The sequence below is a fragment of the Ferrovibrio terrae genome (genome assembly GCF_943371255.1).
Taxonomy (GTDB): domain Bacteria; phylum Pseudomonadota; class Alphaproteobacteria; order Ferrovibrionales; family Ferrovibrionaceae; genus Ferrovibrio; species Ferrovibrio terrae_B.
Genome location: NZ_CALRUC010000006.1, coordinates 38,433 through 60,884, shown reverse-complemented (window position 1 = coordinate 60,884; position 22,452 = coordinate 38,433). Strand labels below are relative to the sequence as shown.

General features: G+C 64.7%; 23 protein-coding genes and 1 pseudogene. 3 read left to right on the top strand and 21 right to left on the bottom strand.

Annotated elements, in window-relative coordinates:
* Window positions 1–20: 20 nt before the first annotated feature.
* From AAG799_RS02760 to miaB, 12 genes and pseudogenes are all read right to left on the bottom strand, one after another.
* The gene (locus AAG799_RS02760) at window positions 21–503 is read right to left on the bottom strand and encodes a DUF448 domain-containing protein (RefSeq protein ID WP_341894265.1); all 483 of its coding nucleotides are present in this window, start codon (window positions 501–503) and stop codon (window positions 21–23) included.
* Window positions 504–534: 31 nt separating this feature from the next.
* A complete protein-coding gene (gene nusA, locus AAG799_RS02755; protein WP_341894264.1) occupies window positions 535–2,055 on the bottom strand; it encodes a transcription termination factor NusA in 1,521 nt (506 codons plus the stop codon).
* Between the two features lie 38 nt (window positions 2,056–2,093).
* Window positions 2,094–2,615 carry a ribosome maturation factor RimP gene (gene rimP, locus AAG799_RS02750; RefSeq protein WP_341894263.1) on the bottom strand — a complete coding sequence of 174 codons (522 nt, stop codon included), beginning with the start codon at window positions 2,613–2,615 and terminating at the stop codon, window positions 2,094–2,096.
* Window positions 2,616–2,833: 218 nt separating this feature from the next.
* Window positions 2,834–3,475, bottom strand: coding sequence for a hypothetical protein (locus AAG799_RS02745; RefSeq protein ID WP_341894262.1), 642 nt, complete (start codon window positions 3,473–3,475; stop codon window positions 2,834–2,836).
* Window positions 3,476–3,494: 19 nt separating this feature from the next.
* Window positions 3,495–4,211 (bottom strand): tRNA (guanine(46)-N(7))-methyltransferase TrmB, encoded by a 717-nt coding sequence (locus tag AAG799_RS02740; RefSeq protein WP_341894261.1) that lies wholly within the window; start codon window positions 4,209–4,211, stop codon window positions 3,495–3,497.
* Between the two features lie 17 nt (window positions 4,212–4,228).
* Window positions 4,229–5,443: a methionine adenosyltransferase gene (gene metK / locus AAG799_RS02735; RefSeq protein WP_341894260.1), complete on the bottom strand. Its 1,215-nt coding sequence runs from the start codon at window positions 5,441–5,443 to the stop codon at window positions 4,229–4,231.
* Between the two features lie 164 nt (window positions 5,444–5,607).
* Complete coding sequence (locus AAG799_RS02730) at window positions 5,608–6,048, bottom strand: helix-turn-helix domain-containing protein (protein ID WP_341894259.1); 441 nt, start codon at window positions 6,046–6,048, stop codon at window positions 5,608–5,610.
* A gap of 69 nt (window positions 6,049–6,117) precedes the next feature.
* Window positions 6,118–7,704, bottom strand: a complete 1,587-nt coding sequence (gene lnt / locus AAG799_RS02725) for an apolipoprotein N-acyltransferase (protein WP_341894258.1) — start codon at window positions 7,702–7,704, stop codon at window positions 6,118–6,120.
* 6 nt (window positions 7,705–7,710) lie between these two features.
* Window positions 7,711–8,592, bottom strand: a complete 882-nt coding sequence (locus AAG799_RS02720; RefSeq protein WP_341894257.1) for a hemolysin family protein — start codon at window positions 8,590–8,592, stop codon at window positions 7,711–7,713.
* 140 nt (window positions 8,593–8,732) lie between these two features.
* Window positions 8,733–9,227 (bottom strand): annotated as a pseudogene (gene ybeY / locus AAG799_RS02715) (rRNA maturation RNase YbeY); the annotation flags it as partial.
* A gap of 35 nt (window positions 9,228–9,262) precedes the next feature.
* Window positions 9,263–10,327: a PhoH family protein gene (locus AAG799_RS02710; protein WP_341894256.1), complete on the bottom strand. Its 1,065-nt coding sequence runs from the start codon at window positions 10,325–10,327 to the stop codon at window positions 9,263–9,265.
* Between the two features lie 47 nt (window positions 10,328–10,374).
* Complete coding sequence (gene miaB, locus AAG799_RS02705) at window positions 10,375–11,754, bottom strand: tRNA (N6-isopentenyl adenosine(37)-C2)-methylthiotransferase MiaB (RefSeq protein WP_341894255.1); 1,380 nt, start codon at window positions 11,752–11,754, stop codon at window positions 10,375–10,377.
* A 391-nt stretch (window positions 11,755–12,145) separates the two neighbouring features.
* On the opposite strand from miaB, the gene AAG799_RS02700 reads away from it, so the two are divergent.
* A complete protein-coding gene (locus AAG799_RS02700) occupies window positions 12,146–13,957 on the top strand; it encodes a tetratricopeptide repeat protein (protein ID WP_341894254.1) in 1,812 nt (603 codons plus the stop codon).
* Here AAG799_RS02700 and AAG799_RS02695 read toward each other — a convergent pair.
* From AAG799_RS02695 to tsaB, 4 genes are all read right to left on the bottom strand, one after another.
* Window positions 13,954–14,793 (bottom strand): lysophospholipid acyltransferase family protein, encoded by an 840-nt coding sequence (locus AAG799_RS02695; RefSeq protein ID WP_341894253.1) that lies wholly within the window; start codon window positions 14,791–14,793, stop codon window positions 13,954–13,956. The genes AAG799_RS02700 and AAG799_RS02695 overlap by 4 nt on opposite strands.
* A 33-nt stretch (window positions 14,794–14,826) precedes the next feature.
* Entirely contained in the window at window positions 14,827–15,261 is a 435-nt protein-coding gene (locus AAG799_RS02690; protein WP_341894252.1) for a Fur family transcriptional regulator, read from the bottom strand.
* A gap of 134 nt (window positions 15,262–15,395) precedes the next feature.
* Complete coding sequence (locus AAG799_RS02685) at window positions 15,396–15,827, bottom strand: MucR family transcriptional regulator (RefSeq protein ID WP_341894251.1); 432 nt, start codon at window positions 15,825–15,827, stop codon at window positions 15,396–15,398.
* A gap of 141 nt (window positions 15,828–15,968) precedes the next feature.
* On the bottom strand, window positions 15,969–17,108 hold the full coding sequence (tsaB, locus tag AAG799_RS02680) for a tRNA (adenosine(37)-N6)-threonylcarbamoyltransferase complex dimerization subunit type 1 TsaB (protein WP_341894250.1): 1,140 nt from the start codon (window positions 17,106–17,108) through the stop codon (window positions 15,969–15,971).
* Window positions 17,109–17,161: 53 nt separating this feature from the next.
* Here tsaB and ddpX point away from each other — a divergent pair, with 53 nt between their 5' ends.
* The gene (ddpX, locus tag AAG799_RS02675) at window positions 17,162–17,731 is read left to right on the top strand and encodes a D-alanyl-D-alanine dipeptidase (protein WP_341894249.1); all 570 of its coding nucleotides are present in this window, start codon (window positions 17,162–17,164) and stop codon (window positions 17,729–17,731) included.
* On the opposite strand, the gene AAG799_RS02670 is transcribed toward ddpX, so the two are convergent.
* From AAG799_RS02670 to sppA, 5 genes are read right to left on the bottom strand one after another with little or no spacing between them, the layout of a single operon-like run.
* Window positions 17,668–18,870, bottom strand: coding sequence for an FAD-dependent oxidoreductase (locus AAG799_RS02670; protein ID WP_341894248.1), 1,203 nt, complete (start codon window positions 18,868–18,870; stop codon window positions 17,668–17,670). The two genes, ddpX and AAG799_RS02670, sit on opposite strands and share 64 nt — an antisense overlap.
* Window positions 18,867–19,826 (bottom strand): ornithine cyclodeaminase family protein, encoded by a 960-nt coding sequence (locus tag AAG799_RS02665; RefSeq protein WP_341894247.1) that lies wholly within the window; start codon window positions 19,824–19,826, stop codon window positions 18,867–18,869. Before AAG799_RS02665 ends, AAG799_RS02670 begins: the two co-directional genes overlap by 4 nt.
* 30 nt (window positions 19,827–19,856) lie before the next feature.
* Window positions 19,857–20,150: a LapA family protein gene (locus tag AAG799_RS02660; protein ID WP_341894246.1), complete on the bottom strand. Its 294-nt coding sequence runs from the start codon at window positions 20,148–20,150 to the stop codon at window positions 19,857–19,859.
* Window positions 20,151–20,170: 20 nt separating this feature from the next.
* Window positions 20,171–20,476 (bottom strand): integration host factor subunit beta, encoded by a 306-nt coding sequence (gene ihfB, locus AAG799_RS02655; protein WP_341894245.1) that lies wholly within the window; start codon window positions 20,474–20,476, stop codon window positions 20,171–20,173.
* Between the two features lie 39 nt (window positions 20,477–20,515).
* The gene (gene sppA / locus AAG799_RS02650) at window positions 20,516–21,445 is read right to left on the bottom strand and encodes a signal peptide peptidase SppA (RefSeq protein ID WP_341894244.1); all 930 of its coding nucleotides are present in this window, start codon (window positions 21,443–21,445) and stop codon (window positions 20,516–20,518) included.
* Window positions 21,446–21,522: 77 nt separating this feature from the next.
* On the opposite strand from sppA, the gene AAG799_RS02645 reads away from it, so the two are divergent.
* Window positions 21,523–22,449, top strand: a complete 927-nt coding sequence (locus AAG799_RS02645; protein WP_341894243.1) for a hypothetical protein — start codon at window positions 21,523–21,525, stop codon at window positions 22,447–22,449.
* Window positions 22,450–22,452 lie beyond the last annotated feature (3 nt).

The window sequence follows — 22,452 nt, the reverse complement described above, 5'->3', positions numbered from 1 at the left end:
GGCACCCCCCACCCGACCCGTCAACGCCCGATGTCCTGCGACACCGGCAGCAGCCGGGCGAGCAGGGCCAGATCGGCCGCCGCACGCCGGGTCAGCGGGGCGCTTTTCAGCACCAGCCACCCGAGGCCGAGTGACGCCGCATTGCAGGACAGCGGTGTTGCGCCATCCTCGCCCGCGGCCGCATCGGCCAGCACCAGCCCGGCACGCCGGGCTTTCGTCACCTGGCCGGCCACATGGGCCTTCCAGGCTGCAAGGCTGCGGGCCGGCAGATCGGCCGGTACCTGCAGCTTGCGTTTCGCGGCCCGGGGGAACATTCCCTTGGCCACCGCCATCGCCACCGCATCCGGTGCCGGCGCGAGCCACAGCCCGCGTCCCGGAAACCGATGGGCCGGATCCGGCTCCACCGCCTCGCCCTGTCCGGCTGCCATCGTCACGATGGCGAACCGCAGCAGGGTTTCGGCCTGCGCGCGCTGGCCGGTCAGCAGACAACGCCGCTGAGGCATGGCGCGCGATACTCTTTCGGCAGCCGCCGGCTTACGCCTGGCCGCCCTCTTCACCCTCGAACCAATGCTGGCGCGCCGCCATGATGATGGCGTTCGCATCGTCATTGGAAAGCCCTTCGCCGACGATCTCCTGCAGTTCGTCGCCTGCCAGGTCGCCGAGGTCGTCGAGCGTCTTCACGCCCTTCTCGCCCAATGCGACCAGCATGGCCGGCGTGATGCCTTCGATGGCGGCGATCTCGTCGGTAACGCCCAGCGCCTTGCGCTTTTCCTCGAACTCGGTGTTGCGCTTGTCGATGAATTCCAGCGCGCGCTCATGCAGCTCGTTGGCGATGTCGCCATCGAAGCCCTCGATCTCGGCCAGTTCTTCGACCGGCAGATAGGCGAGTTCCTCGACCTTGGTGAAGCCTTCGGTGACCAGCAGCTGCGCCAGGGTCTCGTCGACATCCAGCGAGTCGATGAACAGCTGGCTGCGCTCGCGGAATTCCTTCTGGCGGCGCTCGCTCTCTTCTTCCTCGGTGAGGATGTCGATGTCGTAGCCGGTCAGCTGCGAGGCCAGGCGCACATTCTGGCCGCGACGGCCGATTGCCAGCGACAGCTGGTCGGTCGGCACCACCACTTCAACAGCATTGGCTTCCTCGTCCAGCACCACCTTGGCCACTTCGGCCGGGGCCAGCGCATTGACGATGAAGGTGGCCGGATCGGGCGACCACTTGATGATGTCGATCTTTTCACCCTGCAGTTCGTTCACCACGGCCTGCACGCGGCTGCCGCGCATACCGACGCAGGCGCCGACCGGGTCGATCGAATTGTCATTCGACAGCACCGCGATCTTGGCGCGGCTGCCCGGATCACGCGCCACGGCGCGGATCTCGATGATGCCGTCATAGACTTCCGGCACTTCCTGGGCAAACAGCTTGGACATGAACTGCGGATGCGAACGCGACAGGAAAATCTGCGGGCCACGCGGCTCGCGACGCACGTCGTAGATATAGGCGCGCGCGCGGTCACCCTGGCGGAAGGTTTCGCGCGGCAGCAGCTCGTCGCGACGCAGGATCGCTTCGGCGCGGCCCAGGTCGATGGTGACGTTGCCGTATTCCACGCGCTTGACCAGACCGTTCACGATCTCGCCGATGCGATCCTTGTACTCGATATACTGACGCTCACGCTCGGCTTCGCGCACCTTCTGCACGATCACCTGCTTGGCGGTCTGGGCTGCGATGCGGCCGAAATCGATCGGCGGCAGCGGCTCGGCAATCACATCGCCCACCTGGGCATCGGGGTTGCGGCGCTGCGCTTCCGTGATGCCGATCTCGATGGCATCGTTCTCGATCTTGTCGACCACGGCCAGATGGCGCTCGAGGCGGATTTCGCCGCTCTTGCGGTCGATCTCGGCATGGATGTCGTTTTCCAGGCCGTAGCGCGAACGCGCCGCCTTCTGGATCGCATCTTCCATCGCCATCAGCACGACATCGCGCTCGATTGCTTTTTCACGGGCCACGGCATCGGCCACCTGCAGCAGCTCGAGCCGGTTGAAACTGGTTACCGTTTCCATTGTTCCTGTTCCTCGAAACTCGTTACCGGTAAAAAACTCTAATTCGCCGCCGCACTGCGTCCCGCGAGGCTCGCGGTAATCAGGTCGTCGGTGACAATCAGTTTGGCGCTGGCGATTTCGGCGACCGGCAGACGGGTCTCGTCGCCCTTCGTCTCGTCGCGCAGCACAACAGCATCGCCGGCCAGGCCACCCAGGCGGCCCTGGAAGCGCTTGCGGCCCTCATGCGGGCGGCCCAGCTCAACCTTGGCGGCAAATCCCTTGAAGCGTTCGAAATCCGCCGGCTTGGTCAGCGGACGGTCCAGGCCCGGCGAGGAGACTTCCAGCCGGTAGGCACCGCTGATCGGATCTTCCACATCGAGCACCGCGCTCACCGCCCGGCTGACCTCGGCGCAATCGTCCACCGTGATGCCGCCGTCATGGGGCGCCCCGCCGGTGTCGCGCTCGAACATGATCTGCAGCACCGGACGTTCGGTGCCCATCAGCTTGACGCGCACAAGCTGAAAGCCCATCGCTTCGAGCGTGGGAGCAATCAACTCTGCAATACGGTTCGCCGCATCCATGCGTGCGCTTCGATCCTTTAGAACACTCTTGCCGATATCTGTGGACAGGCCGGCCCGGGACACTGCCGGACGGTTCTGCCCGGCAGAAACAAAAAATGGGCCAGCCGGCCCATGTCCTCTTCCCGATCCGACCATGGACCAGGCCAGCAATGTCGGACGCTGTTATAGCGGCAAATTCAGCCAATGCAAGGCTTTTGACCCCGTTTCGGCGGGCCGGATCAGGGCCGGTCCGGTCCCGCATCGGCACCGGTTTCACCGGCCGGACGCTGGACCACCCGGCGGGCTGAAAGCACCGAAAACACCCCCAGCAACAGCCAGAACAGCAGATTGAGGGCCAGGCCGCGCCAGACCCCAAAGTCTGGGTCTGTTGCCTGGCCGGGATCACCCCCGATCAACCCGCCATCGGCCGGACCGCCGATGGTGCCGGCCAGCAGCGGCAGCAACAGCAGGGCCAGGCCAGCCAGGCGGCGGAGCCGTGGCGGTTTACCGGCCGGGGGCCACCACAGCAGCCACAGGCCGGCGGCGCTGACCGCCACAACGAAGAGCCAAAGCAGCGGCTGGCCGGGCGAAACCTGGCCCGGCACGGCATCGGACAGCACCAGCCAGGGCATCAGGGTCAGCACGAAATAGCCCGCCACACCCCAGCCCAGCCCGCGATGGATGCCCGGCTGTTTGTAAAGAAATACGATTTGCAGCACTAAACCGCCAAAAAATCCTAACGCCACATGCCGCATCAGCAGGAAATCGCCCTCGGCGATGTTCAATTCAGCCACGGGAGTCGTGGCCACCCGGGCAAAGAGCAGCCCCAGGGTGGCAAGCAATGCCGCCATGAAGGCGGCTGCCAGCAGGCGGAAGGGCATCAGGGCCTCGTTCTGCGGGTCAGATCCGGCACAGACGATAGTAATGCGGGGTGCGGCCGGCGGCGATGGCCTTCTGCTCGTATTTGCTCGGCGGCCAGTCGGCCGGGCGCTGCAGCCAGTCGCGGCTGGTTTCGGCCTGCCAGTCAAAGCGCGGTTCGGCCAGGATATGACGCAACATCCAGCGCTGGTAATCCGGCACGTCGGTGGCGACGCGCAGCTCGTCGCCCGGCCCGATCAGCCGGGCCCAGTCGGCCAGGGTGTCTGCATTGACGATGCGGCGCCACTGATGACGCTTCTTCGGCCAGGGATCGGGAAACAGCGTGAAGCCGCGCTGCACACTGCGATCGGGCAGCGCCTTGAGCAGCAGGCGCGCATCGTCGGTGAGGATGCGGATATTGTCGGGCCCACCGGCTTCGACCTTTTCAGCCACCCGCATCACCAGTTTGGCGACGCCATGTTCATAGGGTTCGACGCCGAGGAAACCTATCTCGGGATGCTGCTCGGCCAGCGCAAACAGATGACCGCCATCGCCGAAACCGACTTCAACCCAGTAGGCCTTCATCGGCGCGGCGAACAGCGATGCGGGATCGAGCGTGACGCCCGGCGCCGGCAGAGTAATGCCAAGACGCGGTCGCCAGGTCTCGAAGCGGGTTTCGCGGGTGGGAGAAAGTTTGCGGCCGCGCCGACGCCCGTAAATCAGGCGTCGTGGCGCGACCGCGGACTCGTCGTCAGACACGGTCTTGCATCACGTCCTTAGCGGACGTTGAAGGCCGACTTCAGGTCCTTGACCAGATCCGTCTTCTCCCAGGAGAAGCCGCCGTCCTTTTCCGGCTTGCGGCCGAAATGGCCGTAAGCGGCGGTGCGGGCGTAGATCGGGCGGTTCAGCTTCAGATGCTCGCGGATGCCGCGCGGGCTGAGCTTCACCAGCTCCTGCAGGATCTTGGAGATCTTGTTCTCGTCGGCCTTGCCGGTGCCGTAGGTATCGACATAGACCGACAGCGGATAGGCCACGCCGATGGCGTAGGACAGCTGGATCAGGCACTTGTCGGCCAGGCCGGCAGCGACAACGTTCTTGGCCAGGTAGCGCGAGACATAGGCGGCCGAACGGTCAACCTTGGTCGGGTCCTTGCCCGAGAAGGCGCCGCCGCCATGCGGGGCCGCGCCGCCGTAAGTGTCCACGATGATCTTGCGGCCGGTGAGGCCGCAATCGCCGTCCGGACCGCCGATGACGAAACGGCCGGTCGGGTTCACATAGAAATGCTCGTCATCGCACATCCAGCCCTTCGGCATCACCTTGGTGACATAGGGCTTCACGATGCGCTTGATGTCGCCGCTTTCCAGCTCGCGGCCCTTCTTGTCCTTCAGGGCATGCTGGGTCGAGACGACGATGGCGGTGGCGCCGGTCGGCTTGCCGTTCTTGTACAGCAGCGTGACCTGGCTCTTGGCGTCGGGGCCAAGCAGCGGCTCCTTGCCGCTGTGGCGCACATCGGCGAGCGCCTTCAGGATGTTCTGCGACAACTGCAGCGGCGCCGGCATCAGTTCCGGCGTCTCGTTGGTGGCGTAACCGAACATGATGCCCTGGTCGCCCGCGCCCTCGTCCTTGTTGCCGGCGGCATCGACGCCAACGGCAATGTCGGCCGACTGGCCATGCAGCAGCACTTCAACCTTGGCGGTCTTCCAGTGGAAGCCCTTCTGCTCGTAACCGATCTTCTTGATGGTGGCGCGCGCCACCTCTTCGATCTTCTTCTTGTTCACCGCACCCGACTTCGACACCAGGCTCTTGGGGCCACGCACTTCGCCGGCGATGACGACGCGATTGGTGGTCGCCAGGGTTTCACAGGCGACGCGGGCATAGGGGTCTTCCTTGAGGAAGAGATCCAGCACGCCGTCAGAAATCTGGTCACAGACCTTGTCCGGGTGACCTTCGGACACCGATTCACTGGTAAACAGATAAGAAGAACGCGCCACGTTTTTATCTCCTCACGACCGCGCCAACCGGCCCGAAGCCTGCGTATCCCCGCACCGGTCGCTTGGCGCACGCCGGGATTGGGAAAACGCGAAAGTCCGGTTATTTCGCAGAGCTGGGGGCAGGGGTCAAGCGGAATGGCGTGACCGAATCGAGCCCGGGCCGGTTATGCGGCGTCATCTTCGGCCGGCAGAGCGGCCAAATCAGCATTCGGAGCGTCATTCATGGCCCAGACTAGGTCGATGATCCGGCGTCGCAGGGCCTGCTGGCCCAGACCATGGAAAGCCCGCAGCAATTCCACATCCTCCCGCGTGAATGACGTGGTGGGGCTGTCGGCCGGCACGGCGGCAGCCAGCTGGCGGCCATCGCGGCTGGTCACCGGCTGGCCTTCCAGACCCTCGAAGAAATAGGCCGGCGGCACGCTCAGCAGCGTGGCGAACTGGTACAGCCGGCTGGCACCGATACGGTTGGCACCTTTTTCGTATTTCTGGATTTGCTGAAAGGTCAGGCCAACCATCTGGCCCAGGCGATCCTGGCTCATGCCGACCATGGTGCGGCGCAGCTTCAAACGGTTCCCAACATGCACATCAACCGAATTCTTCGGCACTGAACTGTCCTCTACTCTGTACAAAAATCACAATCACAGTATGGAATAAACCTGTCGCAGCGTACCGGGTCAATGGCTTCTGGTCTTGCGAGTGAATACAAACGCTGTGACCAGAATCACCATAGCGACGACGAGCAGAAGTGTGTCGCCGATACGCGCATAGAATGGCCGCTGTACCGTTGCTGCAGGCAGCGGACCATCGACAACACCGACAGCATCAAGGCCAAGGCTGGCTGTGATCCGGCCATAGGGATCGACGATGGCACTGATGCCATTGTTGGCGGCGCGCACCAACGGCAGGCCTTGCTCCACCGCGCGGAATCGCGCTGCGACAAGATGCTGATAGGGGCCGGACGAGCGGCCGAACCAGGCATCATTGGTGAGGTTCAGCAGCAGGCCGGCAGCCGGCACGCGGCCATCCAGAACCTGCATCGATTCATCGGCGAAGATCGCTTCGTAGCAGATCAGCACCCGGGCAAAGGGCAGGCCGGGAATGGCGATCGGCGCCGCATCGCTGCCGGGCGAGAAATCAACTGCGCCGGCTGCCAGGGCATCGAGCCCCAGTGGTTTGAGGATGCTGCGAAATGGCAGATACTCGCCGAACGGCACCAGATGCACTTTGTCATACCGCGCGACAATCTCGGTGTCGCTGCCCATAGCGAAGATGCTGTTGTAGATCAGGATGCTGCGCGGGTTGTCGGGCACAGCTTCGCGTCTGGGCGCACCCGTCACCAGCACCGTACCCGGTGCCAGCAGACGCCCCAGCGCCATGCGCAGGCCAACCTCTTCATCCAGCAGATAAGGTATTGCGGTTTCCGGCCAGATCACATGGGTGAGCGGCGTCTCGGCCGGTTGCAGGCTGAGGGCGACATGCTGCTGCAGATGCTGCTGGCGCAGATCGTCACGCCATTTCAGGGTCTGCACGATGCTGGGCTGCACCAGACGCAACTGCACGCCCGGCGTCATGGCGATTTCGGCCGGCATGCGCAAGGCCGCAAGACCCATGGCGGCGGCAAACAGCAATGGCAGCAGCACGGCGAAGCGCGCGCGCGGGATTGGCAGCAGGGCGATGGCAAACCCGCTGGCCGCCAGCATGGTGAGCAGGCCGAGCCCCTGCGCGCCGATCAGGGCGGCGAGCTGCATGGCTGCCGGCCAGTCGCCCCAGATATAGCCGACCAGATTCCACGGAAAGCCGGTAGCAACATGGCCGCGCAGCCATTCACCAACCAGCCAGCCAAACGGCAGCAGCAGGAAATACAGCACGCGGCGCTGACCGGCGACCAGTCGCGCCAGCCAGACACCGGTGGCCGGAAAGGCCGCCAGCACCAGCGGCAAACCAAGTATCGGCAGCGGCAGCAGCAGCGCATATTTCTCGGCATCGACGAAAAAAGCGATGCCGATCCAGTAATGGCCAGCGACGAAATAGCCGTAGGCGAAAGCGAACTGGGTGAAGAAGCTGCGCCGGCCTGCGGCGGCGTCCGTTGCCATATCGGCATCGAGATGCAGCAGCGCAACGAAGGCGACGAAGGCCAGCGGCCATAGCGACACCGGTGCCTGTGCCCCCGCCAGCAGCACGCCAAGCAGGATGGCAACACCATAGCGGCGCCAGCCGCGCAGAGCCTGCCACGCGGCCAGGGCGGCGCGCACAGCCTGCATCAGGACTTACACCGCATCAGCACTGGGCTGCGACACCAGCGTGCGGATACGCACGCGCTTGACGCGGCGCGGATCGGCCTCCAGCACCTCGAAAGACAGCCCGGCAGGATGTTCGATCTGCTCGCCGCGCAGCGGTACGCGGCCGAGATGCGACACGATCAGGCCGCCGACGGTATCGACATCCTCGTCCTTCTCAGGATCGAGCAGCGCATGGCCGATCTTTTCTTCCAGATCCTCGATCGGGCAGCGGCCAAGCGCCTCGAACACGCCATCGGCGCGCTGGATCAGCATGCCGCCCGCTGCCACATCATGTTCGTCGTCGATCTCGCCGACAATCTGCTCGACTAGGTCTTCGATGGTGACTAGGCCATCAAGGCCGCCATACTCATCCACCACGATGGCCATGTGCACGCGCGTGTCGCGCATCTCACGCAGCAGCTCGAGCACCGGCTTCGACGGCGGCACCACCAGCAACTTCCGCAATACTTTTTCCAGCGAAAAGTTACTGCGAGCCCCAGACAGGTAGGGCAGCACATCCTTCACATGGATCATGCCGATCACATCGTCCAGCGTGCCGCGATAGATCGGCAGGCGGGAATGCTCGGCATCCACCAGGGTCTTCACCAGCCTGTCGAATTCGATCTCGGCCGGCACGGCGATGATATCGGTGCGCGGCACGCGGATTTCGCCGACACGCAACTCGCCCACTTCCAGCACGTTGCGCAGCAAGGCGCGCTCCGCCGTTTCCTCCGGCGTGGCGCTGTCATCGGCATGCTCTTCCAGCAATTCCTCGATGCTGTCGCGCAAGGACTCGTCGTTGCGGCCGCGCAGCAGCGACAGCAGCCGGCGCCAGAATGTGCCGGCGCCATTTTCGCGGGTCTCGCTCATCGCGCCGACACCTTCTTCTTCACCTTTTTCTGCGCGCGCTTCGGCGCGACAGGCTTTTTCACAGCCTTCTTCACGGCAGCTTTCTTTTTGGCCTTGGGCTTTTTGGCCTTTGCACGGGGCGGCTTCGGCGCGGCGACCTTATAGGGATCGGCGATCCCCATTTTCGCCAGGATCGCCGTCTCCAGCGGTTCCATCGCCTCGGCCTGATCATCGTCCATATGATCGTAACCCAGCAGATGCAGCACGCCATGCACCGTCAGATGCGTCACATGATCGGCAAAGGTTTTCTTCTGCGCGCGCGCCTCGCGCTTGCAGGTGGCAAGCCCGAGGGCGATGTCGCCCAGATAGGCCGGCGGCTTGGCCGGATCGACGGCGGATTCAGCCGGGAAGGACAGCACATTGGTCGGCTTGTCCTTGGCGCGCCAGCCGGCATTGAGCTTGCGCATCTCGGCGTCATCGGTCAGCAGGATGCTGAGGCCGGTCTTGGCCGGCTTCCCTTTCGCTGGGGCCGGCAACTCGGCCTTCAGGGCTGCCAGCACCGCACGGCGGATCGCTGCCCCGGGGTTGGGCAGGGCCGCACGCCAGGCGCTGCTGGCGATGCGGATATCAATCTCAATACTGGAACCGTCGGGCATGATGCAGGGCTTTGTGGCAAATTCGGCGGCTCAATTCAACGGCGAGGACGCCCTGCGGCATCCGGACGGGTCAAACCCAGCTCCTGTTCATGCGCCGAATAGGCCCGCACGATCTTGGTGACCAGCGGATGGCGCACCACATCGGCCTCGCCAAAGCGCACGAAGGCGATGCCTTCGACACCCTCCAGGATATCCAGCGCATGGCGCAGGCCCGACGGCACCCCGATGGGCAGATCGATCTGCGACATATCGCCAGTGACCACCAGGCGCGAATTCTCGCCCAGGCGAGTGAGCAGCATCTTCATCTGCACCGGCGAGGTATTCTGCGCTTCGTCCAGGATGACAAACGCATTCGCCAGCGTGCGGCCACGCATGAAGGCCAGCGGCGCGACTTCCACCTCGCCGCTTTCCAGGCCCTTTGCCACCCGTTCGGCCGGCAGCATGTCGTAGAGCGCGTCATAGAGCGGGCGCAGATAAGGGTCGATCTTGTCGCGCATGTCGCCCGGCAGGAAGCCGAGGCGTTCGCCGGCTTCGACGGCGGGACGCGAGAGGATGATGCGATCGACGCGGCCTTCCAGCAGGAAGTTCACCGCCATGGCCACCGCAAGATAGGTTTTGCCGGTGCCGGCAGGGCCAAGGCCGAAGACCAGCTCGTTTTTCTGCAGGGCGTCAAAATACACCTTCTGCGTATGCGAGCGCGGCAGGATGATGCGCTTTTTGGTGCGCACCGCCCCTTCGGGAATCGGTCGGTCATCGCGGATCAACTCGGCCTTGTCACGCAGCTTCGCACTCACAGGAGCGTTCATTGGACCTCCCTGGGTCATACGGATTGCACCATCGACATCGCCCATTTCGACCTCTGTGCCGGCTTCGAGCCGGCGATAGAGATCGGTCAACACTTTCTTGGCCTGCGCCTGCGCATCCACCGGCCCGCTGATCATCAGCCGGTTGCCGCGCGAGGCCACCGCCACACCGATGCGTTCCTCGATGCGCGCCAGATGGCGATCATGTTCGCCGAACAGCAGCGCCAGCAGGCGGTTGTTGTCGAAATCGAGAATGACCGGTTGCCCGGCAGTATCCGAACCGCGCGTATCGCTCACAGGCTTCAGCCTCGTTGCTTCCAAAAGATCTGCCTGCCGCGCCCGCGTCACGCGGCCTCGCGCCGGGCGATCTCGCCGGCGAGGGAATTGGCATAGCCGCCGGTGATCGTCACCGGCAGAAAATCGCCGATCCGAAGCGAGGGATCGGACACATAGATGGCCTGCAGATACTGCGAGCGGCCGATCAGCTGGCCCGGCAGCTTGCCCGGGCGGTTGAACAGCACATCCAGCACGCGGCCCTCGCAGGCCCGGTTGAAGGCACCCGACTGTTCCTGCAGCAGGGCCTGCAGGGCATAGAGCCGTTCGGCACTCACGGCATCCGGCACCTGCCGGGCCAGCAGGCTGCCCGGCGTGCCCGGACGGGCGGAATACTTGAACGAGTAGCCGGCGGCATACCGCGCTGCGCGCACGAGTTCGAGTGTTTGCTCAAAATCTGCATCACTCTCACCGGGGAAGCCGGTGATGAAATCGCCGCTCAGCGCAATATCAGGGCGCGCCGCACGCAGTTTCTCGACAATGCGCAGATAGTCCTCGGCGCGATGGCCGCGATTCATCGCCTTCAGCACCGCATCGGATCCGGCCTGGACCGGCAGATGCAGGAAGGGCATCAGGCCGGCCACCTCGCCATGGGCGGCAATCAGGTCGTCATCCATTTCGCGCGGATGCGAGGTGGTGTAGCGCCAGCGCAGATGCGGATGCGTTTTGGCGAAGCGATCGTTGAGCACGCGCAGCAGGCGGCCGAGCGACCAGACGGCGCCATCGGGGCCTTCGCCATGCCAGGCATTCACATTCTGGCCCAGCAGAGCGATTTCGGTGACGCCGGCGGCGACCAGGCGATCGGCTTCGGCGATCACGGCCTGCGCGGGCCGCGAATATTCCGCACCGCGCGTATAGGGCACAACGCAGAAGGTGCAGAACTTGTCGCAGCCTTCCTGGATCGCGAGATAGCCCACCGGCCCCGGTGCCGTGCTGATTTCGTCAGGCAAGTGATCGAATTTGGAATCGACCGGAAAATCGGTGGCGAGAATGCCGCGCCCGCCGGTGCCCTTGACACGGGCGCGCTCGGCCCGCGCCAGCAGCTCGGGCAGCTGGTGATAGGCCTGGCTGCCGACCACGAGATCGACAAAGGGCGCGCGGTTGATCAACTCGGCGCCTTCGGCCTGGGCCACGCAGCCGGCCACCGCAATGGTGACGTCGCCGCCGCGCGCCTGGGCGGCATGCTTGCGGATGCGCCAGTGGCCCAGCTCGGAGAAGACCTTTTCGGCGGCTTTTTCGCGGATATGGCAGGTATTGATGATCACCATGTCGGCGTCATCGGGCGTCTCGGTCTTGGCGTATCCCAGCGGGGCCAGCACATCCGCCATGCGGGCGGAGTCATACACGTTCATCTGGCAGCCGTGGGTCTTGATGAACAGCTTTTTGGCCAAATCCGGGTTTCAGCGGGACGACCTGCCAAGTGGAGTTCGGCGGCGCCCCAGACGCTCCTGTTGATGAATGACGACCGAATCCAAGGGTATCACCCGAATCGCTGCAAGAAAAGCGAAAGCACGTCGGGCGAAGCCAAGCGTCACAGATTCTTCACAGGAATATCAATAACTTAAATATTCAGTTCGGTGAAAGGGTTGGGGGGGACCGGACGCTGCTGGCTGGCTGGCCTGGAAGCGGCGGCGCTTCCCGGGGGGGGGCTGGCTGACTGGTCCTGAAAACCGGGGTTCCATCCGGTCCCTGCCTATTATGACGAACGGGACCGGCGATTCTTCGCTCCGGCCTGAAAATTTTTCCATCCCTTAACCCCCGCCGCCTAGGTTGCCTGCAGCCATGACCGCGCCCCCGCCTGACGATGCCGACCACCTGCAGACTGCAATCGCGCTGCATACCGGCAACCGCCCGGCCGAGGCGATTGCCGCCTACCGGGATTTTCTGCAGCGCCAGCCTGCCCATGGCGCTGCGCTGCGGTTGCTCGGCCTGCTGCTGAGCCAGCAGCAGCGCCATGCCGAAGCCTTGGGCTGTTATGACCGCGCGCTGGCCATCGATGCTGCGGAACCCAAGTTGCATCTGTCGCGTGCGCTCTGCCTGCGCGCCCTCGGCCGGCTGGAGGCCGCTCTTGCCGCCTTCGACGCAGCCCTGAAACTCGCGCCGGCGAATCAAGCCGTCCTGGCCGAACGCGCCGGGCTGCTGTTCGATCTGGGCCGCCACACCGATGCCCTGCCCGGTCTGGACATCGCCACCGCGCAGCATCCCGCCCGCGTCGACCTTGCCGTGGCCCGGCATTTCTCCGCCGGCATGCTGTGCCGCTGGGACGATGATGAAGCGGTCGCCGTGCAGGCCTTGCTGATGGGAACGCAGAATGCCGGCAGCGTAGACGCGGGCAACACGGTGAATCCGTTTCCGCTGGTGTTCTGCACCGAAGATCCGGCGCTGCAGCGGCGCTGGGCCGAGCAACGCGCAGCCCAGATCGCGCAGAGCCAGGCAATCAGCCTGCCGCCGCCCAACTGGCCGCAGCCCGACAGGACCAGACGCATCCGCGTGGGCTATCTGAGCCAGGATTTCCGCAACCATGCGGTCGGACATATCATGCCCGAGCTTTTCGAGCTGCATGACCGCGACCGTTTCGATATTGCCCTGCTCTCCACCGGCGACGACGACGGCAGTGCGATTCACCGGCGCTACCGTGCCATTCCCGGCTTCTGCGATCTGGCCGGCCTTGATCTCGCGGCACTCGGCCACCGCATCCGCGACATGCAGATCGATATCCTGGTCGACCTGCAGGGCTACACCACCGGCAGCTTCGCGCATCTGCTGGCGCAACGGCTGGCACCGCTCCAGATCGACTGGATCGGTTTTCCCGGTACCATGGGCAGCCGCCTGAATGTCGATTACATCATGGCCGATGCGCAGGTGATTCCACAGGGTGCAGACAGGCATTACAGCGAACAGGTGATCCGCCTGCCGCACTGCTACCAGCCCAACAACCGCCAGCGCGTGGTGGGCGAATCAAAGTCACGCGCAGACTATGGCCTGCCCGAGAATGCCGTTGTCTTTGCCTGCTTCAATCGCCCGGTAAAAATCCGCCGGCCCATGTTCAGCGCCTGGATGGATATTCTGCGGGCCGTGCCGGACAGCGTGTTGATGCTCTACGTGCCGGCAGACGAGGCCCGCGACAATCTGCGCCGTGAAGCGCAGCAGCGCGGCATAGATACGGACCGGCTGGTCTTTGCCGGCACCCTGCCGCAGGAGCAGTATCTGGCGCGTTATCGCGCCGTCGATCTGGTGCTCGACACCTTCCCCTATGGTTCGCATTCCACCGCCAGCGACTGCCTCTGGGCCGGCTGTCCGCTGCTGGCGCTGACCGGCGAGACCTTTGCCTCCCGCGTGGCCGGCAGCATCCTGCAGGCGGTCGGACTGGCCGATCTGGCCATGACGCGGCTGGAGGATTATGTGGCCATGGCGATCCGGCTCGGCACGGATCGCGCAGGCCTCGCGGCACTGCGCAAACGCCTGCAGGACAATTTGCCGGCCGCGCCGCTGTTCGATACGCCGCGCATGACGCGGGATGTCGAGGCGGCCTATCAGATCATCTGGGATATGCACTGTCGCGGCGAGACACCGCGCGCCGTTACGCTGCCTTAGGCGTGGTGGTGGGCCGCGCCCGGCAACGGCTTGGGCAGGCTGCGCTGGCCCGGTTCACGGCCGGCGTTGATATCGCTCAGGCCTTCCAGCACCCGCTGATGGCACCAGGCGGCCAGGCCTTTGCGCGAGTTGAACTGCTCGATCGTTACCGGCTGATGGAATTCGACCACCACTTCGCAGGGCCCGATCTTCAGGAAGCGCCACAGATGCGGCAACAGATCCTCGTCGCCGATCCAGGCAAACAGCCGCATCCAGCGCCGGCCGACCGGCATGTGGTTCAGCCGCGCATAGCCGATCGATACCGGCTGCACGGTCAGCTGCGGCTTGCCGATCGGACGCTCGGCCGCGGCAAAAAACGCCGACTTGAAGCTGTGGATACGCAGGCCATCCGATGACGTGCCCTCAGGGAACAGGATCAGGCTGTCGCCCTTGCTGAGCCGCTCCACCATCTCGTCGCGATGTTCCGCGGTGCGGTGACGCTTTTCACGCTCGACAAATACTGTCCGCTGCAGGCGGGCCAATGTGCCGAAGAAAGGCCAGGTGCCGACCTCGCGCTTGGCGATGAAGCTGACATTGGGCATCGCCGCCGACAGCACGATGATGTCGAGCCAGGAGATGTGATTGCTGACAAACAGCGTGGGCGCCGCCGCCGAGGGCACGCCGACCTTGCGGATCGTCACCTGCATCATCCAGGCGACAGTGCGGTGATAGAAATGCGGCAGGGTCCGCATCATCGGCGAGCCGAGGCGGATCAGCAGCACCTGCACGGGGATCAGCAGCACCGTCCAGAACAGGAAAACGGTGAGAATAAAGACGGCCCGGGCAGTCATGAACATGGAACGGTCATCGCAAGACGGCGGACATCAGGCTCAGGCCTTGCCCTTCTTGCTGTCTTTGTCATCCAGCGGGACTCCGAACAGTTCGAGCCGGTGATCGACCAGACGATAGCCCAGCCGCGCGGCGATCTTCTCCTGCAGGGCTTCCAGCTCCGGGTCGTTGAATTCGATGATCTTGCCGGAACGGGTATCGATCAGATGGTCGTGATGCGATTCCGGCATCTCTTCATACCGGGCGCGGCCATCGCCGAGATCGAGGCGGCTGAGAATGCCGTTCTCCTCGAACATGCGTACGGTGCGATATACGGTGGCAATCGAGATGCGCGGGTCGACCGCGACGGAGCGGCGATGCAGCTCTTCCACATCGGGATGATCATGCGATGCGCTCAAGACCCGGGCGATCACGCGCCGCTGATCGGTCATCCGCATACCAAGCTGTTCGCAGAGTTGTTCGAGGCGGCTGCTCATGCGCCGAACGCCTTCTTTTGTGAATGAGAATCCCTGTCAGAACGACCCGCAAGAATCGCCAGCGCAGTCTAGCATGCCTGTTGCGCCGATGGAACGCGCTGGCGAGCCGCTACTACAAAGGCTTAGCCCCAAGGTCACCGGCGGCGGCGGCCCTTGCCCAGGCCGATCTTCCGGGCCAGAACCTGACGGTGGATGGCATAGTTCGGCGCCACCATCGGGTAGTCCGGCGGCAGGCCCCAGCGTTCGCGGTACTGTTCCGGCGTCAGCTTGTAATGGCTCATCAGATGCCGCTTGAGCATCTTCAGCTTCTTGCCGTCTTCGAGGCAGACGATGTAGTCGGGCATGACCGACTTCTTGATCGGCACCGCCGGCGCCGGCCGCTCGACAGTCCCATACGGGGCTCCGGCCATAGTTGCCGACCCGCCGTCGATGCCGGCCAGCGTGCCGTAGATCTGGCGGATCAGGGCCGGCAGGTCGGCCGCCTCGACCCTGTTGTTGGAGACATGGGCGGCCACGATCTCGGCCGTCAATGCCAGCAGTTCGGACCGGTCTGCGGTATTGGCCATGGCGGGCTCCCGACTATTCACAAATGAAATTCTGTGGAATGCCCAAGTATATAAGCGGCCAGATCAATAAATCCAGCGAAGCGGTACTGTATTAGAGCGTGTCTGGCCGGCTTTGCTTCAACCTATACTTTAACACCGACGTCATTTCCGCATCACGATGGCGTCACGGGCGCCCCCCGCCGCATCGCGGTAATAGCCCGACCGGCGACCAACATCGATGAAGCCTGCCGCCTGATACAGCGCCCGTGCCGGTGCATTATCCTCGGCCACCTCGAGAAAGCACTGCGTCGCCCCCAGGCCCGCCATCTTGTCCAGGCCGACATTGAGCAGCCGGCGCGCCACGCCACGCCGCTGCTGTCGCGGATGCACCGCCAGCGTGATGACCTCAGCCTCGTCGGCCGCCTGGCGCAGCAGGATGAAGCCGGCCGGCTGATCCCCATCGGTGACACCCAGCAGGGCAAGCGCGCCGGGCATGGCCAGCAGTTCGCGCAGGTTCGGTTCCGTCCAGGCTTCGCTGCTGTGTCCGCTGGCAAAAGCATCGGCATGCAGGGCCGCCAGCACGGCGGCATGGTCGGCGCCGACCATGCGGATGTTCAGCACCAGCCTGGCGGCCGGCTGCACGACGGACGGCAGGGCGGCATCCGGCGGCCGGATATAAAGCGGTGCCGGTGGCCGGGCCGGCGGCGGGCGCGAGGCGGCCAGACGCGCCACCAGTACCGGATCGGGGTCGGGGGACTGCGGCGACAGGATGAGATCGTCGCGCATGCAGGCGGCAGCCTGCAGCAATGCACTGCCACTGCCGACCAGCATAGCCGGGCCGGCCGGGAGGATCGCCGCGGCATCGGCAATGTGCAGCAGTTGCGGCGCGGCGAGTGCGGCACCCAGGGCTGATGGATGGGCCGCGAAACACTGGATATACAGTTCATCGCGCCGGGCATCGATTACCGCGACGGTGGCATGACCGGGCTGCGCGGCGGCAGCGGCCAGCACATCCGTGGTGGTGATGCCCCAGACCGGCTTGTGCAGCGCCAGCCCCAGGGCACGCGCCGTGGCCAGCGCGGTGCGGATGCCGGTGAAGGATCCGGGGCCGATGGTGGCGGCGATCCCGTCCAGATCGGCCAGCTCGATGCCGGCCGCGCGCCGCGCCTGTTCCAGCAGCGGCAGCAGCCGTTCGGCATTGCCCTTGCCGCCGGCCGAAACCACGCACGCCAGTATAGCATCACCATCGACGATGGCGACCGAGCAGGCATTCAGCGCGGTATCGATGCCGAGCAGCTTCACGTAGGCGTGCTCCAATGGTAGGAAAACCGAACCGTCATCCCGGAGTCCACCGCATGTCGCTCGTCGAAATCAAGCCGCCCGCGTTTCCGGTGCTGCTCGACCTGCGCTATGCCACGCCAGACAACCTGACCGGCGCGCCGGTCTATCATCGCGCGGCCTGCTATCTCAACCCGGAGGCCGCCGATCTGCTGCACAAGGCCATCGCACTGGCGGCCCAGATGCAACTGCGCCTGAAAGTGTTCGATGCCTTCCGGCCGACCGAGGCGGCCTGGGCGCTGTGGAATCACACGCCGGACCCGACCTTCCTGGCCGATCCGCGCAAGGGTTCGCCGCATTCGCGCGGTGCCGCGGTGGATGTCACGCTGGTGGATGGCGATGGCGAGGACCTCGACATGGGCACCGGCTTCGATGCCTTCACGCCGCTCGCCTTCCACGGCACGCTGGAGATCACGCCGGAGCAGCAAGCCAATCGCGCGCTGCTGCTCGGCATCATGACCGCTGCCGGGTGGGACTTCTATCGCAATGAATGGTGGCACTACCAGCTGTTCCAGCCGCGCCGCTATCCGCTGCTGTCGGATGCAGCGGCGGGCACGCTGCTGATGGCGCCGTCTGGTGAGATGTGATCGGCGGTGATCGCCACGCGATCAACATCACCGGCCAGCCATTGTGCCGTCTTGTCCATCTCGGCTTTTTCCATCAGCACGTCGCCGATCAGTTCGCCGATCAGCGGCCCGAACTTGAAGCCATGGCCAGACGTGCCACAGAAAGCGAAGCCGCGCGGCCCGAGCTGGCGGAACTGGAATTTCTCCTCCGCTTCCACATCGTAGAAGCAGGTCTTCGCCTGTGCCACGCGATACTGGTCCAGATCGGCAATGCGGTGTTTTGCCTTGGCGAGGATCGCGTCGATCTCGTCCTGCCGTGCCTCGCGATCGGTACCGGGATCGGCAGTGGAACCGAACGTGTGGTCACCGATCTTCAGCCCCGTGCGCATGCCATCGCGGGTGATGCGCGGCGGCACCAGATAAAATCCTCCACTCTGGCCGATTTCCAGCAGCATCGGCGCGCTGTACCACGCGGCACCCAGATCGCCAGGCGGCTGCAGATACACCACCACCTGTCGCGATGCGCGCGAGACCGGCGCCAGATCCGGCAGCAGCCGCGCAGTCCAAGGACCGGCCGTGACCAGCACGCGGTCGGCCTGCAGCACGGTTTTGTCTGCCAGCGTGACGCGGCCATGCTCGGCATCGATACCGACAACCGTTTTTCTGGTCAGCAGCGAGACGCCTCGATCGCGCAGATGCGAGCTCAAGGCCGCGACAATCGCCTCGGCAAACAGTACGCCGCCGGAAGGGCAGTAGAAGGCATCCTGCAATCCCTCGCCGCTCAACATCGGCCAACGGCCAAGCACCGTGGCTGTATCGAATGGCAGATGCTCGAGATCCTCTTCCGCCAGGATCGTCGTGCAGGCCCTGGCCCAGTCATCGCCTTCGCCGCTGATCACCAGGGTGCCGGTCTCGGCATACAGCGTCATCTTGAGGTCGCGCCAGACGCGGTCCCAAGCATGGTAGGCATGCCGCACCATGCGCGTATAGCCGCGCTGTGCCCCATAGGGATAACGGATCAGGCGATGCTGATCGACCGAAGAGCCGAGCGGATTGGGCAATGCGCCCTGCTCGATCAATACCACCTCATGTCCGGCCTTTTTCAGCGCGCGCGCCGCGCTGAGCCCCATGATGCCGCCGCCGACAATAATGGTCTTCATGGTGTGAGCCCCTGCACCACCAGTTCGGCCGCCGCCAGATCTTCCAGCGCCAGGCCCACCGACTTGAACACGGTGATCTCCCTGTCATCGCGCCGCGCATAGTTATCGGCGCGACACAGCGCAAACAGATCGCCGCGCACATCCTCGGGCCGCAGCAAACCATGCTTGAGCGGCACCACCAGATCGCCGGCTTCCTTGAGCGCGCCTTCGCGGCTATCGACCCAGACACTGCCGCGCGTCAGCGTGGCATCGTCGGCCTCGCGCATCTCCGGCGTGAAGCCGCCGACCAGGTCGACATGGGTGCCGGGCCTCAGCCATTCACCCAGCACCAGCGGCTGACGCGACAATGTGGCGCAGGAAATCGTATCGGCGACGCGGATCGCGGCTTCCAGATCGTCGATCACCGCAATCGCGGCATTGAGATCGGTAAGCTTCGCCGCCACCTCTTCAGCGCGGGCGCGATTGCGATTCCAGATTTCGATGCGGGTGTAGCTGCGCACACTGCAATGCGCGCGGATCAGATGCGGCGCCAGTGAACCGGCGCCGATCATCAGCAGATGCCGGGCATCCTTGCGCGCGAGATAGTCGGCGGCCAGCGCCGAGGCGCAGCCGGTGCGGCGCAGCGTCAGCGCCACGCCATCAATCACAGCCTTGGGCAGACCGGTGCGCGCATCCAGCAGCAGATAGGCACCGGTCACCGAAGGCAGCCCGACCTTGGCATTGTCGGGATAGACGCTGACCGCCTTGATGCCGATATGGCGGCCCGGCTGCCAGGCCGGCATCAGCAGCAGCGTGCCGCCGGCGCCACCGGCCCCAATGCCGTCTTGGGGAGCGGCGATGTGGTAGTGGCTGCGCACCGGCACCTCGCCACCGGCGCGAAAGGCCGCGCGCAGATGTGGAATCAGTTTGCCGTAGGGCAGCGCCGCATGAACGGTGGCGGCATCGATCGAACGCATGTCCGGTAGTGTCCTAAAAGAGGCCTGAGTTCAAACAATGGGCGCCGGCGGCAACGGCGGCGTCTGGCTCGCAGGCTTTTGTTCCGCCTTGCGCTTTTCCGCCTCTGCCCGATGGCGCGCCGCCGACCATGCATTCAGCCGGCCGATGATCACGCCAACCACAAGACCGCCAAAAAAGACTGTGAAGACCAAGAGATAGAGCGGCAGGTCGATCTCAAACGGCAACGGATCGACGCTCACCGTCACCGCATTTTTATTGGCGACAGCAAAAACGACCAGAATGAGAAGAAAGATGGCGCCGATGAAAACGCGCAGAAAGCGCATGCGACGCCTCCATCAAAGATTTATTCGGCGTCGGCGGTCTGCTTGCCCGACAGATTCAGCTTCTGGCGCAGTTCCTTACCGGTCTTGAAGAAGGGCACGAATTTCTCCTGCACTTCGACTGCCGTGCCGGTGCGCGGGTTGCGACCCGTGCGTGCCGGACGACGCTTGACCGAAAAGGCACCGAAACCGCGCAATTCAACACGATCACCACGAGAGAGCGCGTTGGCGATCTCATCGAAGATGGTGCCGACAATGCGCTCGATATCGCGCTGAGTCAGATGCTGATTGCGTTCGGCAAGACGATTGATGAGTTCGGACTTGATCATCGGTTTTCCCTGCGCAGCGGCCGCGGGCCCCCTCGTTCTCTACTCAGGGTGCCAAAGGGAGACCAGCCCGTCAAGCCTAAGCCGTTCGGAGAAAAGGCTTTTTCCAAACAAGGTGGCAAAAGTGCGACTCCCCAGTCCGTCCAGCATCCCGGCTGGCGGGTCGGGCGGGATGTCCCGGAGCGGCAGGGCAGCCGGGATATCCCGGCTTTCGGCAAGCCAGTTACGGGCCTCGGCCAGGCCGCCCAGACCGTCGATCAGCTTGCTTTGCAGCGCCGCCCGGCCGGAATAGACCCGGCCATCGGCCAGCCTTGCCACCTCGTCACGGGGGAGGTCGCGACGGCTGGCCACCAGATCGACGAACCAGTCATGGGTCTCATTGACCATGCCCTGGATCTGGGCCCGGCCGGCCGCACTCATCGGCCGGGTCGGGTTGGGTTCGGCCTTGAGGGCGCCTGAGGTGATGGTTTCGGCACTGACGCCGACCTTTTCCATCAGTTTGGAGAATTCCGCCGTCTGGAACAGTACGCCGATCGAGCCGGTGAGCGAGGTTTCCCGCGCCAGCACATGATCGCCGGCGATGGCGACCATATAGCCGGCCGAGGCACCCAGCGTGCCGATCACCGACACCACCGGCTTTTGCACGGCCACCTTGCGGATCGCCTGGAACAGCGCCTCACCGCCATAGGTGCTGCCGCCCGGGCTGTTGATATGCAGGATCACGGCCCGCACGCGGTCATCCTCGGCGGCCTCTTCCAGCTTTTCCAGCCACCAGTCGTTTTCGGCGATTACCCCGCTGATCTCCAGCCGCGCCACATGGGCCTGGTGGCGAGCCAGCAGGTTGCCGGGGTCGAGCCGGTACAGCACGGCCAGGGTGAGAATCAGCAGCGCCAGAACGGCGACCACCCGCCAGCGGGTGACACGGCGGGCAAGCGCGCGGCGTTCGAGCCAAGCATCGGTATCTGTGGACATGGGCTAAACTTAAGTATTGATGAGGTTTTTGCCAAGGGGTGCGGACAAAACCGGTCCGGCGGGGCTATGGTTCCGTCATGCTCCATCCCCGGCCCAGCCTCCCGCTGTTTGTCTTTGCCCTGCTGCTGGGCGCCTCATGGGGTTTGGCGGCGCAAACACCCATAGGCGGCGAGGCGCCAGGCTATACCGCCCGCGCCCTGTCGCCGACGCCCATGGATGCTGCGATCCGCCAGCGGTATTGGGCGCCGGGGCTGAACCAGGGCTATGTGCCGCAGGGCCTCAGCTTCGTGCGCGGCACGCTGTTCGTCGGCGCCTATCGCAGCACCGAAGCCCAGACCAATCGCGGCCCGGCGAAAATCTTTGCGGTCGATCCCAGGAACGGCGCAGTGATCGGCGGCTTCGATCTGCCGGCCAGCATCGGCCATGCCGATGGCCTCGCCACCACGCCCGATGGCGGCCTGCTGTTTCTCGCCGACAATGGCCGCGCCCTGTATGCCTTCGACCTGCCGCGCTCGCTGCAAGCCGGCACGGCCGTTGCCGTCGGCACGCCGCGCGCGCTGGAGAAGGATCCCGCGCTGGGCAGCAATTTTCTCAGCTTCGACGGCCGCCTGCTGTGGTTCGGCCGCTACAGCCGCGACGATGGCGCGGCCCGCCTGATCGCCGCCGATCCCGCCGTTATTTTCAATGGCAGCGACCGGCCCTTCCGGGCGGCCGAAGCCGCGCGCAGCCTGCCACTGCCGTTCCATGCCCAGGGCGCCACATTCGATGCCGCCGGTACGCTGTGGATCAGCGCCAGCAATGGCAGCATGGGCAGGATCTATCGCATCGACAGCCAGACCGGCGCGGTGCTGGCACAGCATGACGCCATGGCGGGGCTGGAGGATCTGGCGCGCGGCAGCGACGGATTGCTGTGGGCGGTGGGGGAAGCCGGATCGCAGCGCTGGAACAGCTGGAAAACATTTTTCCCACTGCTGTTTTCGTTCGATCCTGCGGCCCTGAAATAATCC

Bases quoted from the DNA above. Each gene is read 5' to 3' on its own strand.
- AAG799_RS02760 (WP_341894265.1), bottom strand. From the start codon at position 503: ATGCCTCAGCGGCGTTGTCTGCTGACCGGCCAGCGCGCGCAGGCCGAA.
- nusA (WP_341894264.1), bottom strand. From the start codon at position 2,055: ATGGAAACGGTAACCAGTTTCAACCGGCTCGAGCTGCTGCAGGTGGCC.
- rimP (WP_341894263.1), bottom strand. From the start codon at position 2,615: ATGGATGCGGCGAACCGTATTGCAGAGTTGATTGCTCCCACGCTCGAA.
- AAG799_RS02745 (WP_341894262.1), bottom strand. From the start codon at position 3,475: ATGCCCTTCCGCCTGCTGGCAGCCGCCTTCATGGCGGCATTGCTTGCC.
- lnt (WP_341894258.1), bottom strand. From the start codon at position 7,704: ATGCAGGCTGTGCGCGCCGCCCTGGCCGCGTGGCAGGCTCTGCGCGGC.
- AAG799_RS02720 (WP_341894257.1), bottom strand. From the start codon at position 8,592: ATGAGCGAGACCCGCGAAAATGGCGCCGGCACATTCTGGCGCCGGCTG.
- AAG799_RS02700 (WP_341894254.1), top strand. From the start codon at position 12,146: ATGACCGCGCCCCCGCCTGACGATGCCGACCACCTGCAGACTGCAATC.
- AAG799_RS02695 (WP_341894253.1), bottom strand. From the start codon at position 14,793: ATGTTCATGACTGCCCGGGCCGTCTTTATTCTCACCGTTTTCCTGTTC.
- AAG799_RS02690 (WP_341894252.1), bottom strand. From the start codon at position 15,261: ATGAGCAGCCGCCTCGAACAACTCTGCGAACAGCTTGGTATGCGGATG.
- AAG799_RS02685 (WP_341894251.1), bottom strand. From the start codon at position 15,827: ATGGCCAATACCGCAGACCGGTCCGAACTGCTGGCATTGACGGCCGAG.
- ddpX (WP_341894249.1), top strand. From the start codon at position 17,162: ATGTCGCTCGTCGAAATCAAGCCGCCCGCGTTTCCGGTGCTGCTCGAC.
- AAG799_RS02670 (WP_341894248.1), bottom strand. From the start codon at position 18,870: ATGAAGACCATTATTGTCGGCGGCGGCATCATGGGGCTCAGCGCGGCG.
- AAG799_RS02665 (WP_341894247.1), bottom strand. From the start codon at position 19,826: ATGCGTTCGATCGATGCCGCCACCGTTCATGCGGCGCTGCCCTACGGC.
- AAG799_RS02660 (WP_341894246.1), bottom strand. From the start codon at position 20,150: ATGCGCTTTCTGCGCGTTTTCATCGGCGCCATCTTTCTTCTCATTCTG.
- ihfB (WP_341894245.1), bottom strand. From the start codon at position 20,476: ATGATCAAGTCCGAACTCATCAATCGTCTTGCCGAACGCAATCAGCAT.
- sppA (WP_341894244.1), bottom strand. From the start codon at position 21,445: ATGTCCACAGATACCGATGCTTGGCTCGAACGCCGCGCGCTTGCCCGC.
- AAG799_RS02645 (WP_341894243.1), top strand. From the start codon at position 21,523: ATGCTCCATCCCCGGCCCAGCCTCCCGCTGTTTGTCTTTGCCCTGCTG.